The organism is Nocardiopsis sp. NPDC055551 (genome assembly GCF_053619415.1).
Genome location: NZ_JBSHJJ010000003.1, coordinates 336,124 through 348,781, shown reverse-complemented (window position 1 = coordinate 348,781; position 12,658 = coordinate 336,124). Strand labels below are relative to the sequence as shown.

General features: G+C 69.9%; 14 protein-coding genes. 7 read left to right on the top strand and 7 right to left on the bottom strand.

The genetic code is table 11. From position 1 onward, the window contains the following. Window positions 1-129 precede the first annotated feature (129 nt). A complete protein-coding gene (locus ACWGSK_RS07985) occupies window positions 130-666 on the top strand; it encodes an ATP-binding protein (protein ID WP_358515155.1) in 537 nt (178 codons plus the stop codon). Beyond that, window positions 663-1,253: a hypothetical protein gene (locus ACWGSK_RS07980; protein ID WP_358515152.1), complete on the top strand. Its 591-nt coding sequence runs from the start codon at window positions 663-665 to the stop codon at window positions 1,251-1,253. Before ACWGSK_RS07985 ends, ACWGSK_RS07980 begins: the two co-directional genes overlap by 4 nt. Window positions 1,254-1,381: 128 nt before the next feature. Here ACWGSK_RS07980 and ACWGSK_RS07975 read toward each other — a convergent pair whose 3' ends face one another. Beyond that, window positions 1,382-1,831 (bottom strand): VOC family protein, encoded by a 450-nt coding sequence (locus ACWGSK_RS07975; RefSeq protein ID WP_358515149.1) that lies wholly within the window; start codon window positions 1,829-1,831, stop codon window positions 1,382-1,384. Between the two features lie 65 nt (window positions 1,832-1,896). Between ACWGSK_RS07975 and ACWGSK_RS07970 the strand changes: the two genes are divergently transcribed. After that, a complete protein-coding gene (locus ACWGSK_RS07970; RefSeq protein ID WP_358515146.1) occupies window positions 1,897-2,493 on the top strand; it encodes a CGNR zinc finger domain-containing protein in 597 nt (198 codons plus the stop codon). A 7-nt stretch (window positions 2,494-2,500) separates the two neighbouring features. Here the strand turns inward: ACWGSK_RS07970 and ACWGSK_RS07965 are convergent, their stop codons facing one another. Further along, window positions 2,501-3,574: a hypothetical protein gene (locus tag ACWGSK_RS07965; RefSeq protein WP_358515143.1), complete on the bottom strand. Its 1,074-nt coding sequence runs from the start codon at window positions 3,572-3,574 to the stop codon at window positions 2,501-2,503. Window positions 3,575-3,665: 91 nt separating this feature from the next. Here ACWGSK_RS07965 and ACWGSK_RS07960 point away from each other — a divergent pair, with 91 nt between their 5' ends. Continuing rightward, window positions 3,666-4,391, top strand: coding sequence for a 3-keto-5-aminohexanoate cleavage protein (locus ACWGSK_RS07960; RefSeq protein ID WP_452455490.1), 726 nt, complete (start codon window positions 3,666-3,668; stop codon window positions 4,389-4,391). Window positions 4,392-4,422: 31 nt separating this feature from the next. Here ACWGSK_RS07960 and ACWGSK_RS07955 read toward each other — a convergent pair whose 3' ends face one another. The 3 genes from ACWGSK_RS07955 to thpR form a co-directional block, all read right to left on the bottom strand. Beyond that, window positions 4,423-4,776 carry a MerR family transcriptional regulator gene (locus ACWGSK_RS07955; RefSeq protein ID WP_358515136.1) on the bottom strand — a complete coding sequence of 118 codons (354 nt, stop codon included), beginning with the start codon at window positions 4,774-4,776 and terminating at the stop codon, window positions 4,423-4,425. A 40-nt stretch (window positions 4,777-4,816) separates the two neighbouring features. Next, a complete protein-coding gene (locus ACWGSK_RS07950) occupies window positions 4,817-6,034 on the bottom strand; it encodes an MFS transporter (RefSeq protein ID WP_452455489.1) in 1,218 nt (405 codons plus the stop codon). A 161-nt stretch (window positions 6,035-6,195) separates the two neighbouring features. Then, entirely contained in the window at window positions 6,196-6,777 is a 582-nt protein-coding gene (gene thpR, locus ACWGSK_RS07945) for an RNA 2',3'-cyclic phosphodiesterase (RefSeq protein WP_358515131.1), read from the bottom strand. 76 nt (window positions 6,778-6,853) lie between these two features. Here thpR and ACWGSK_RS07940 point away from each other — a divergent pair, with 76 nt between their 5' ends. Continuing rightward, window positions 6,854-7,597: a sulfite exporter TauE/SafE family protein gene (locus ACWGSK_RS07940; RefSeq protein ID WP_452455488.1), complete on the top strand. Its 744-nt coding sequence runs from the start codon at window positions 6,854-6,856 to the stop codon at window positions 7,595-7,597. Here the strand turns inward: ACWGSK_RS07940 and ACWGSK_RS07935 are convergent. Further along, window positions 7,587-8,963: an MFS transporter gene (locus ACWGSK_RS07935; RefSeq protein WP_452455487.1), complete on the bottom strand. Its 1,377-nt coding sequence runs from the start codon at window positions 8,961-8,963 to the stop codon at window positions 7,587-7,589. The two genes, ACWGSK_RS07940 and ACWGSK_RS07935, sit on opposite strands and share 11 nt — an antisense overlap. A 191-nt stretch (window positions 8,964-9,154) precedes the next feature. Further along, window positions 9,155-10,615, bottom strand: coding sequence for an NCS2 family permease (locus ACWGSK_RS07930; protein WP_452455486.1), 1,461 nt, complete (start codon window positions 10,613-10,615; stop codon window positions 9,155-9,157). A gap of 218 nt (window positions 10,616-10,833) precedes the next feature. Between ACWGSK_RS07930 and ACWGSK_RS07925 the strand changes: the two genes are divergently transcribed. Together ACWGSK_RS07925 and ACWGSK_RS07920 are read left to right on the top strand one after the other, a co-directional pair. Continuing rightward, window positions 10,834-11,109 (top strand): DUF2530 domain-containing protein, encoded by a 276-nt coding sequence (locus ACWGSK_RS07925; protein ID WP_358515123.1) that lies wholly within the window; start codon window positions 10,834-10,836, stop codon window positions 11,107-11,109. A 41-nt stretch (window positions 11,110-11,150) separates the two neighbouring features. Beyond that, a complete protein-coding gene (locus ACWGSK_RS07920) occupies window positions 11,151-12,647 on the top strand; it encodes a class I SAM-dependent methyltransferase (RefSeq protein ID WP_358515120.1) in 1,497 nt (498 codons plus the stop codon). Window positions 12,648-12,658 lie beyond the last annotated feature (11 nt).

The window sequence follows — 12,658 nt, the reverse complement described above, 5'->3', positions numbered from 1 at the left end:
CTCTGGTGTATCACCATAGAGCTAGTGGAGCTGGCGACCGGTTCCGCACACGAAAAGGGCTCTGGCAGGTGCTGATGACACCCGCCAGAGCCGGGCCGACAACCAACCCTTCAAGCAGGAGTTGCCGACATGTCCATTGTCCCTGAAATCCCCACGCCCGCCTACCCGGGGCGGCGCTGGCAAGCCCGCCACTACCCCGGAACCCGCTCCACCTGCACCCGCTTCCGGGCGGAACTGCGCTCTGACCTGCATGCCCTGGCCGGGGTACCCCGCTCCCTGTGCGAGGACATCGAGCTGTGCGGCAGCGAGGCCTTCGCCAACGCCGTCACGCACTCCCGCTCTCAGCGTCCTGGCGGCACAGTGGTCCGCCTGCTCTCCACCCCGATCGTCATGGGCCGCGAGACCACCGTGCGCCTATCGGTCATCGACGACGGACCCCTGGACACCCAGCCCTTGTGCCCGCCGGTCCGGGGTTCGGTGGAGGAATGGGAAGAGGCCGAGTCCGGGCGCGGCTTGCTGCTCATCCACCAACTGGCGAGCGAGTGGGGCACCCAGCGCTGGACCGACCCGTCTCTGCCCGCCGCGCTCGGCACCGTGCTGTGGGCCGAGTTCACCTACCCCACGCCCGCGTCCACCACCACTTGCGTCTGCGGGGGTGGGCGATGAGCAACGCGACCATCCCCATGGACCTGCGCCGGGTGCTGGACGCACCCCGGGGTCGACGCTTCAGCCACACCCCACACCGCCCGGGAAGCCGCCCGGCAACGACATCGGCACCACGACCGGCACCGATCGACACCCCCCAGAGCAACGAAACCGGCCCCACGTCACTCCCGCCGCTGGTCTCGCTGGGCCGTACCCCCAGGGAACGTGCCCTCCTGGCCCACATGCCCGACACCCCCGGACTCCGCCGCCGACTCGAACGCGGAGACCTACCCGAATGGATGCGGATCGCCGCCACACGACGGGCCGAAGAACCCGACCGGCCCCAACCGCTCCCTTGGTGGCATGACCAGGTGCCCGACCGAGCCCCGGCCCCGGACCCGGACCGCGAGCCCGCCCATCCGCTACCGATCCCGCGCCCCCGCCGAGAACAAGTGCCGCCCCCGCCGCTCCCACGCAGGTCGGACCGGCCGCACCGTCCGGCGAGCCACCGCAAACCCCGCCGCCGGATCGGCCACCTGCTGACCGGCTACGCCCTGGCCGCACTGGCCGGCGCCATGGCCCAACCCTTGATCACCCTCCTGAGCTGACCCACCAGAACCCACTTCCAAAGGCCGCACCGGCGCACGGAGAGCGGTGCGGCCGGGGTTCGGGAGGAAAACAGGACACGACCAGGCATGAGAACCACTTCACGGCCTCTCAGCCGAGCAGGTGAGGACTACTGCACGTCGAACTCGTTGCCCTCTGGGTCCCTCATGCTCACGTGTGAGGCCCCGGGTTCCTCGACGACGGCGACGGAGACGGCGCCCAGTCCCTCCAGACGAGCCACTTCGACGTCACGCTCCCCCGGCGCCGTCCGTAGGTCCAGGTGCATCCGGTTCTTGACCGTCTTGGGTTCGGGCACCTGCTGGAACAGGATGCGTCGCCCCAGGCCGGCACCGGTGAACTCGTGCACGGGGTCCTCCGGATGACGGATGACCGCGATCGTGCGCCAGGCCTTGCGCCCGTCGACGACCGTGTAGTCGTCCTCCCCTGCCAACCCTTGAGCGAGCACGTGTTCGATGAGGGCGCTGTTGTCCTCCGGTTCGTAACCCATCGCCGCCGCCCAGAAGCGGGAGAGCGTGAGCGGCGCGGCACAGTCCACGACGATCTGGTAGTCGAGAGCCATCGTCCAACTCCTCCGATCAGGGACGGGACCCTACCCCGACCTCTGATTCCAGTTATACTGGTTACGTGAGACAGAGCACAACCGGCTTGCCGATGACACCGTCCGATGGTTCCGCCTACCTCTTCGACCCGGGGAGCCTGTGCCTGGAGCTGCTGGTCACCGGCGGCCCCGGTGATTTCGCCAGGTGGGAGGCCTTGCGCGAACCCGACGACCTGGCGCGCTGGCTGGCCGACTGCGGCCTGCGCCTCGACCCCGCCCGGGTCCGGGTCACCGAGGCCGAGCTCCGCGACGCCCGGGAGCTGCGCGACACCCTCCACCGCGCGCTGCGCGCCCTGCCGGAGCCTCCCGACGAAGCGGACGTCGCACGGATCAACGCGGCCGCGGAGCATCCGCCGCTCGCGCCCCGGTTGCTCGGTGACGGGAACACCACCTGGGTTCTGCCCTGCGACGCCGCACAGGCCCTGTCGGAGTTCGCCCGCGACGCCATCGACCTACTCACCGGTGACCACGCCCACCGTGTCCGGGAGTGTTCCGCGCACGACTGTCGACTGCTGTTCGTGGACACCTCACGGCCGGGCAAGCGCCGCTGGTGTTCCATGGAACGCTGCGGGAACCGGGCCAAGGTCCGCGCCCTGCGCGAACGGCGGGCCGAGGCCCCGTGAATCCGACTCAGCCTCGGCGGGCGAGCCAGGTGATGGCGCCGATCAACACGACCGCGACGGCGACGCCCCCGAGGATGAGCGGGGTGGAGCCGATGGCCGCGCCCTGTTCCTCCTCGACGTCCTCGGTCGCCCCCTCCGGGGTGTCCGGGGACGACTCCGCCGGTTCGTCCACCACCGCGTGTTCGGGCCGTTGGTCCCCTTCCAACGGCACCCGCCAGACCGGGGCGTGTTCGCCCTCGGTGCCGGCCATGAGCCCGGTTCCCTCCGGGGTGAAGGCGATCGACTCGCCCTGGTCGCTCTCCGGCAGGTCGAAGGAGCCCACGGAAGTACCCGGGACACCGTCCGCGGAGTCGTAGATCGTCACGCCCCAGTAGGTACGGATGGCGTAACGGGTGCCGTCGGCGCTGAACGCGGCGTCGGTGGCGAACAGGGGCGCGGAGTCGACCCGCTCCAGCACGTTCTCCCCCTCGGGGTCCATGTTCTCGGGGGCCGCGTACACACCGCCGGAGAACTCCTTGGAGACCACGTACAGATGCCCGTCGCGCGGGTCGATCATCATGCCCTCGGCGTCGCGACCGCCGTCCTCGTAGGTGAAGGTCAGCACCGCCGGATCCAGGACCATGTCGCCCAGGACCTCGGGTTCGGCGAAGTGGTACACCCGGATGTTCGGCCAGCCGCCGCCGAAGTTGTCGCCGATGTCGCCGACGAACACCGTCGGTTCCCCCTCCGGCCCCTCGGCGACGCTGACGGCCTCCCAGTCACGACGTTCCAGGTTCAGGGTGACCGTGGCGACGGTCTCCCCGTCCTCGTTCACGGCGTACACCTCGCTGGGGTGGTCACCGCTGTCGTTGTGCGTCCACCACACGCCCTCGTGGCGCAGCGACGGGGCCAACCCGCTGGACTCGGAGATGCGCGGGTCCTCGAACTCGAAGGCGATCTCCGACCCCTCCGGCCCCTCCCCACCGCGCGGGTAGTCCGTCCCCCCGTCCCCGTCCTCGGGAAGCTCCGTCTCAGCCGCGGCGGGCACCGCGGAGGCGAGGAGGAACAGGGCAGCCGCGCAGAGGGCCAGAGGAGTTCTCATACCGGCCATCCTGCCAGGGGCGGGCACAAGTGGCTTGCACCCGGGCGCGAACGGGCACATTCGGCTTACAGAGCGCCGTAAGGAGAGTCCTATGAGGATCGTCGCCTGTCTCAACGGTGATCGCCGCCCGGGTGCCCACCCCTCCCTGCCCGTGTCCGTCGACCAACTCGTCGCCGACGCCCACTCCGTGGTGGAAGCGGGTGCGACCGCCCTCCACGTTCACCCACGCGATCCGAGTGGAGCCGAGTCGCTGGAGCCGTCCGTGGTGTCGGCGCTGATGGAGCGGTTACGGGCCGACGGCCCCGACGTCCCGGTGTCCCTGACCACGTCCCTCTCCGCCGAGTCGGACCCGTGGAGACGTTACGACCTGGTGCAGAGGTGGGCGTCACCCACCCTGCCCGACTCGGTTTCGGTGAACCTGCACGAGGCGGGGTCGGTGGACCTGATCCACCTGTTGGGCGATCGCCGCGTGGAGGTGGAGGCCGGGGTGTGGACGGTGGACGCGGCCCGGATCCTGGTGGCCACCGGGATCGAGGTCGCCACCGTGCTGGTGGAGCCCACCCAGGTGGCCATCGAGGACGCGCGGCGCAACGCGGACGCGATCAACACCCTGCTGGACCGTGCGAGGGTGCGCACGCCGCGGTTGCTGCACGGAGCGGACGCCACGGCGTGGCCGATGTTGGAGGCCGCCCTGGACGCCGGGTACGACGTCCGGATGGGCCTGGAGGACACGATGCGGCTGCCGGACGGCACGGAGGCCTACGACAACGCCGCGCTCGTCGCCCACGCGGTCGGTCTGGCCACCACCACCGCCTGAGTCCGATCGCGCCCTCCCACGTTCCGCGCCTCTACGCCCCGCGGTTCTCGGCCAGTCGACGTTCGAGACGTTCCTCGGTCGCCGAGAGCGCGTCGATGCGTTCGCGGACCGCCCGGAGCCTTTGCTCGTAGAGGGCGACGGCCGCGGCGCAGTCGGGTTCGCGGATCAGGTCCAGTTCGAGGCAGGCCCGCAGTTCCCCGATGTCCTCGGAGGTCAGCCCGGACTCCAGGAGCAACCGAATGTTGCGGACCCGGTCGACCGCGTCCGGTCCGTATTCGCGGTAGCCGTTCTCGGCCCGTTCGGAGGCCAGGAGTCCTCGCTTCTCGTAGTAACGCAGGGAGCGCACGCTGGCGCCGCTGAGTTCGGCGAGTTCTCCGATGCGCATGGATCCTCCGTGTCCCGTCGCCGTCACCATCCGTCCCAGACTAGGCTCCGCTCCCCTGGCGGACCAGGGGCTCGGGAACCTCGGTGGGGTATCGGCGAACGGACAGGACCATCACCACCAGGGCCACGAGTCCGATGACCGCGGCGGCCGCGGGCACCGCCGCGCCCCCGGAGGAGGCCACCACCGCCCCACCGACCATGCTCGCAACCGCGGTGCCCACGTAGAGTCCGCCGGTGTTGAGGGCGAGGGCCTCGGTGCCGGCGTCCCCGGCCAGGCGGAGCAGTCGGGCGCTCATGGGCGCGGCGAAACCCCAGGCGGCGAAACCCCACACCGCGAAGACCCCGCCCAGGGCCCACACCGGGAGCCCTCCATCGGTCAGCGGGGCGAGGAGCGCCAGGACGACACTGGTGGCCACCATCCCGACGAAGGTGACCAACAGGACCCGGTCGGCGCCCCACCGGTCGGTGGCCCGCCCGCACGCCAGGGTGCCGAGCGCGCCGGCCACACCGATCGTGGCGATCAGGGGAGCCAGGACCACGCCCGAGGAACCGGTGAGGTCCACGGTGACCGGAGCGACGTAGGTGTAGGTCATGAACCCGCAGCTCGCGCCCAGGACGGTCCCGGTGACGCAGAACAGGATCGCGGGACGGGCCAACACCCTGAACTGCTCACGCGGGCCCGTCTGCGAGGATCCGGGGAGCGAGGGCAACAGAACGGCCGAAGCGAGCAGGACCAGGAAGGTGAGGGCGGCCACGGCGACGAAGGCCGCGCGCCAGCCGAAGGCGGCCCCGAGCAAGGTGCCGGCCGGTACCCCCAGGAACAGCGACACGGTGAGGCCCGCCGCCACCATTCCGACCGCGCGACCGGTGCGTTCGGGCGCGGACAGCCCCGCCGCCATGGCGAAGGCCACCGGGGTGATGAGGGCCGCCACCAGCGCGGCGCAGACCCGCAGCGCCATCAGCGCGACGTACCCGGGGGCCAGGGCGGTGATCAGGTTGACCAGCGCGAACAGGGCGAGCGCGCCGAGCAGCAGGGCGCGTCGGGGCAGGCGGGCCGTGGCCACGGCCAACGGCGGCGCCGCGACGGCGTAGGTGATCGAGAAGACCGTGACCAGCTGTCCGGCCGCGGCCGTGCCCACGTGGAGGTCCTGGGCGATGACGGGGAGGAGTCCGGCGATGAGCAGGTCGTCGGTACCGACGGCGAAGGCGGCCAGGGTCAGGCAGAGCAGCCACCCCGGACGTGGTGTGCGTGAGGACATGCCGGAACGCTAAAACCCTGACACAGGTGTCAGGGTCAAGTCGCGCCTCGGTCGGGCCCGGCCCGGTCAGCCGAGGAGGGCGCCCAGGATCACGATCGCCATGATCGAGGCGAGCACCACTGGCAGCAGCCAGCGCTGCTTGCGGTTGTTGGTCAGCATGCTCATGACGTGCCGCGCTCCGGTGCTCGTTGGGATTCGCCATCCCAGGGTAGTCGCCAGGTCCGGGCGGTCCGGTAGCGGTCCGCCCTTCCGGGCCGGCTCTCCACCAGGTCGATTCGATCGGCCCGCCAACCGATCCGAGGCGGGTGTCCCAGCGCGTGCAGGATCTGGGCGGGGGAACGCGGTGGGCGGGCGCGGGCGAGGGTGAGGTGCGGCACGAAGGGACGTGACGCGACGGGCACCTCGTTCGTGCGCGCGACCGCGGTCAGGTCGTGGACGAGCCCTTCCAGTGGGCCGGTCACTCCCGCCCAGAACACCGAGGCGGGACCGTCGCTTCGGGGAAAGGCGCCCCAACCGTCGAGCGCCAGGTCGGGTGCGGGGTGGCCGTGGACGGCGCGCTCCAGCGCGTCGGCGAGCCCGGGGGCGCGTTCGTCGGCCACCTCACCGAGGAACAGCAGGGTGAGGTGCCACTCCTCGCGTCGGGTCCAGCGCAACCCCGGTTCGTGCCCACGTCCTCGGCGCACGGCCTCGCCCAGTGCGTCCAGGACCTCCCGGGGAGGCCACAGCGCGACGAACAACCTCATGGGGTCATCCCCTCCTCTCGTAGGCGAAACGTCCTGCTCGGGTTAGGGTCGCCGGGTCCCCTCCGAACTCTTCCCCGTGAGCCGCCCCATGTTCGTCCTCGCCGGTGTGTTCGTCGTGCTCACCTTGGCGGCGCTGGTCCGGATCGCCGCCGGGTTCGGCTTCGCCCTGGTGTCCGTCCCCTTGCTGGCGCTGCTGTTGGACCCGGTGACCTCGGTGGTGCTCGCCGCGACCTTGTCGGTTCCGCTGAACCTGTGGGTGGCGATCGGCGACCGGGCGCACGTGGACCGCAAGGGTTCTGTGTTGTTGTCGGGGTGTGTGCTCGTCGGGGTCCCGTTCGGTCTGTGGGCGCTCAACGTCGTGCCCGAGTCGACGTTGTTGCTGCTGATCGCGCTCTCGGTGGTCGTGGGGACCCTGCTGGTGGGGCTGCGGGTACGGGTGCCCGGTGGGATGGGCGCGGTGGCGGGGATGAGCGTGCTCTCCGGTGCGTCCTTCGCCGCGACCGCGATCGACGGGCCGCTCCTGGTGGCCGGCCTCCAGGGGTCCCGGCTGGCCGATCTCCCACCGAGGATCCAACGCGCCACGCTGGCGGTGGCGTTCTCCGTCACGAGTGCGGCGACGCTGGTGGGGTTCGGGTTCGGCGGTCAGCTGACCCCGCAGGTGGGCGGCCTGGTGGCGGTGGGTGTTCCGGCCCTGCTGCTCGGCACCTTCGCCGGGGAACGGTTGTTCCGGAGGTTGGACGCCGAACTCTTCCGCCGCACCGTCCTGGTGCTGTTGGTGGTGAGTTCGGTGTCCATGGTCACGCGGGTGGTCACCGCCTGACTCCCCGCGCCCCCTCCGGTGCCGCGACGCGGTCCGCCTCGGGAACACCCCGTCGATCCGTCTCGGGAACCTCCGGCGAACCGGACGCCGTACCTGATTCGGGGTCGGCCGCGACTCCGGTGGAGCCGCGCCGGCGGGCCGGCAGCAGTTCGCGCGCGTGGACGCCCTTGATCCGCAGGAGCATGGCCGAGAGCACGGCGACCACGACCATGGTGACCGCACCGCCCACGATGAGGCTGACCCTGGGGCCGAACGCGTCGGCGAGCATGCCCACCACCGGGGCGCCGATCGGGGCCACGCCCATGAACACCAACAGGAACATGCTCATCGCCCGTCCTCGCATCCGAGGGTCGACGCTGAGCTGGAAGGTGGCGTTGAGGGTGGTCACGTAGGTCATGAAGAGCACGCCCATGGGGACCAGGACCACGACGAACGCCACGTAGCCGGGCATGAACCCGGCGATCAACTGGGTGACCCCGAAGCCCATCGAACCGATGAGCACCAGTCGCAGCCGTGGGTGTTCGCGTCGGGCGGCCAACAGCGCGCCCGCGAGCGCGCCCACCGCGAGGGCCGCGGCGGCCACTCCGAACGCCTCGGCTCCGCTCTCGAACACGTTGTTGACCATGAGCGCGATCTGGTTCTGGCTGTTGGCGCCGAAGAACTGCACCGAAGCCGCCAAGGCCAACAGCACGACGAGGTCGCGTCTGCCACCGATGTAGCGCAGCCCCTCCCTGATCTGGCCCTTGCCGCGCGGCACGCGGTCGGTGGAGTTGAGCTCACCGGCGCGGATCATCAGCAGCGCCACGATCGTGAAACCGAACGAGGCGCCGTTGATCATGAACACGGGGCCGCTGCCGATGAGGCCGATCAACAGACCGGCGATGGCGGGCCCGGTGACCCGTCCGAGCTGGAAGCTGGCGCTGTTCAGGGCGATCGCGTTGGGCAGCAGGTCGCGGTCGACCATCTCCGGGACGAACGCCTGCCGCCCCGGGTTGTCGAGCACGGTGATCATGCCGAGGCCGAAGGCGAAGAGGTACACGTGCCAGACCTCGGCGGCGCCGAGGGTGGCCAGCACACCGAGCGCCACGGCCAATACGCCCATGGCGGCCTGGGTCAGGACCAGCAGGCGACGCTTGTCGAAACGGTCGACCATGGCGCCGCCCCAGAGCCCGAAGAAGAGCATGGGCAGGAACTGTAGGGCGGTGGTCATGCCCAGCGCGATACCGCTTCCGCCGCTGAGCTGGAGCACCAGCCAGTCCTGGGCGATGCGCTGCATCCAGGTGCCGGGGTTGGACACGAGCTGGCCCAAGGCGTAGATCCGGTAGTTGCGCACGCCCAGCGAACGGAACATCGCGATACGTCGCATCATCCCCTCCCCTGTCGGGCGAACCCGTGGAGGGGGGCTGAAACCAGCATCGTGGCGGAGGTACGGGAACAAAGAAGTAAACGGCGTTGACTCATCACTCGGGTCAACGCCGTTCACCGCCGCTTCCATTCCCCGTCACCCGTGGGACGACCCCACGTGTGACGGGGAACGCGGTTCGATCCGCGGCGGGATCAGCCGATCAGGGCGTAGATCGCCGGTTCCGCGAAGTGGATCAGGAAGACCACCGAGATGAGCCAGAGCAGCGGGTGCACTCGGCGCGCGCGCCCCGTGACCAACATGACGAAGGCGAAGCCGAGCAGACCGAACCCGATGCCGTTCGCGATCGAGTAGGTGAACGGCATCATGATGATCGCCAGGAAGGAGCCGATGCCGATCGCCGGGTCCTTGAAGTCGATGTTGGTGACCTGGGTGAGCATCATGAAGCCCACGATCACCAGCACCGGTGTGGCGGCCTCGAAGGGCACCAGGCTCACCAGCGGGGTGAAGAGCGTCGCGATCATGAACATCGCACCGGTGACGATCGGCGCGATACCGGTACGGGCGCCCTCACCGACACCCGCGGCGGACTCGGCGTACAGGGTCGCGACCGACGCCGAACCCAGACCACCGAGGATGGTGCCCACGGAGTCGGCGACCAGGACCTCACGGGTGCCCTCGATGTTGCCGTCGTCGTCGGCCAGGCCACCCTGGTGCGCGACGCCCACCATGGTGCCCATGGTGTCGAAGAAGTCCGCCAGGAGCAGCGTGAAGATCAGCATGATCACGGTGGCGACACCGACGTCGGACCACCGCTCGGCGATGTTGAACCCGCCTTCGGTGAAGAGGCCGAGAAGGGAGACGTCGGGCACCGCCACGAGGTCGTCCACGCTGGTGGGAATGCTGGGAACGGTGAGCGCCCAGCCGAGGCCCTCGGCGCCGTCACCGAGCAGGGTCTCCACCAGGATGGCGAGGGCCGTGGCGACCACGATGCCCAGGAGCAGGGCGCCTCGGACGTTGCGCACGTAGAGGGCGATGCTGACCAGGAGACCGATGACGAAGATCAGGATGGGCCAGCCGTTGAGACCGCCGTTGCCCAGCTGGACCAGGGTGCCGTCACCGGCCTGGATGAAGCCGGCGTTCACCAGGCCGATCAGGGCGAGGAAGAGGCCCACACCGACGGCGATCGCGACCTTGAGGCCGGGCGGGATCGCGGCGAACACGGCGGTACGGAACCCGGTGAGTACCAGGATCAAGAGCAGGACGCCCTCGACGATGATCAGCAGGAAGACGTCCGCCCAGGACATCAGGGGAGCGATCCCGTAAGCGACGACCGCGTTGAGGCCCATACCCGCGGCGATGGCGAACGGGTAGCGGCTGACCACACCCATGAGGACACAGGAGAGGGCCGCCACCAGCGCGGTCATGGCGGCGACGCCCGGGAGCCCCAGGGTGTCCCCGTTGACGTCCTCGGCGGTGCCGATGATCAGTGGGTTGAGGACCACGATGTAGGCCATGGCGAAGAAGGTCGCCATGCCGCCTCGGATCTCGGTTCCGAGGGTCGAACCACGTTCCGTGATCTTGAAGTAGCGGTCGATCGGCCCCGTGGGCCGTCTGGTGTGTTCGTCGGTGGGGGATGGATTCGATGCGTTCACGTCGTCAGCCTGACCTGCTCGTGTTACGGGACATCAAGGATTGTGCGCCAGATTAGTTGCATATTCGTACAACAGCATCCTCTGGAGTCACTCCAGTTTTGTACAAATCGCCATGTGATCGGATGATCGGATCTCCAAATGTGAGCAACGCATCTCCGCTCCGACCTCCCACGACGCATCCTCCCCCTCGGACCGGCGGCACCGGATAGCCTGAACCCGTGCGCAAACCTCGCCGACCAGACCCGGAAGTTCACGAGACCGACTACCGAGTGCCGGCCGCCATCGGTACCGGCGCGTGGGCGGTCGCGCTCATCGTGCTGCTCGTCATGGGCGACTCCTTGCCCGACTCCGAACGCTGGTGGATCGGTGTCTGTGTGACCGGAATCGCCCTCGGCGTCTTCGGTTTCCTCTACATCCCCCATCTCCTCCGCAAGCGCGGAGAGACGGTCGAACACGCCGACGGAAGGATCGAGGACCGTTCCGAAACCCCCTGACCTGTGCCGGCCGCACCGTGAACCTGCCCGATAATGGGCGAGTGTCTGAGACAGAATTCCCGCGCGGTCTCGCCGACCGTCTTCGCGGCATCCTCATCGACGCCGACTACACGGTGTCCGGGGTCCGCGACCGGCTCGGCGACGCCGCCGCAAAGGCCTTGGCCCGCGAACAGCTGGTGCCCGCCCTGCGCGCCACCGGCGGAGAGGAACGCCTCGGACTGCTGCTGCGCCTGTGGTGGCTGCGCGGCGCCGTCCCGCTCCGCGCCGCCCGCGGCATCCTTCCCGTGGACGAACTCGCCGAAGCCGGCCTGGTGCGCGTCGACGACGGACCCGAGGGTCAGGTGGTCCGAGCACTGGTGCACCTGGGCCCCTGGGAACTGGAGGACGGCCGCCCGGGCTTCGTGGTGTCCGACCCCAAGGTGCGTCCCGGCAGCGGTGACGTCCCCGGCCACGACCACGTCGTGGGCACGGGCGGGGCCTCCGCGAACCTGTCCCGGTTGATGGTCGACGGGCCCTTCGAACGCGCACTGGACCTGGGCACCGGCTGTGGGGTCCAGGCCCTGCACTTGGCTTCCAGGGCACGTGAGGTGGTGGCCACCGACCTCAACCCGCGCGCCGTCCACCTGGCGGGGATCAGCCTCGCGCTGTCCGGGGTCCACGACGCCCGTCTGCTCCAGGGTTCGCTGTTCGAACCGGTCAAGGACGAACGCTTCGACCTGATCGTGTCCAACCCGCCCTTCGTCATCACCCCCGACGCGGCCCGATACACCTACCGCGAGTCCGACCTGCCGGGCGACACCGTCTGCGCCGAACTGGTCAGACAGGCCCCCGCCCATCTCACCGACGGCGGCTGGGCCCAGTTCCTGGCCAACTGGACCCACACCGACGGCGACGACTGGGAGGACCGGGTCGGTGGATGGATCACCGGCACCGGCTGTTCTGGCTGGGTGGTCCAGCGCGACGTCCAGGACCCGGCCGAGTACGTGGAACTGTGGCTACGAGACTCCTGCGAGCACGGGACCCCCGAGTACACGCGGCGCTACGACGCCTGGCTGGACTACTTCGAGCGCGAGGGCATCAAGGGCATCGGGTTCGGCTGGATCAGTCTGCGCAACGACGTCGCCCAGGACGCCACGGTCCGGGTCGAGGAACTGCGACACGACATCGAGCAGCCCGTGGGGCGCTACCTGCCGGACGTGGTGGACGGATCGATGACCGCGCGACGGCTCACCGACGCCGCCCTGTTGGCGGCGCACGTGGCGCTCGCACCCGGTGTGGTCGAGGAGCGAGTGGGCGTGCCGGGCGCGCCCGACCCGGAGAAGATCCTGCTCCGGCAGCGGGAGGGCCTGCACCGGGTGGCCCGGATCGGCACCGTGGAGGCGGCCCTGGCCAGCGTCTGCGACGGCACCATGCCGGTCGGTCCGCTGTTGGACGCGATCGCCGAGCTCATGGGCGAGGACCAGGAGACCGTCCGCGAACGCACCCCGGACGCGCTGCGCACCCTCATCTCCGAGGGTTTCTTCCGCGTCACCCGCTGATCCGACGGGGG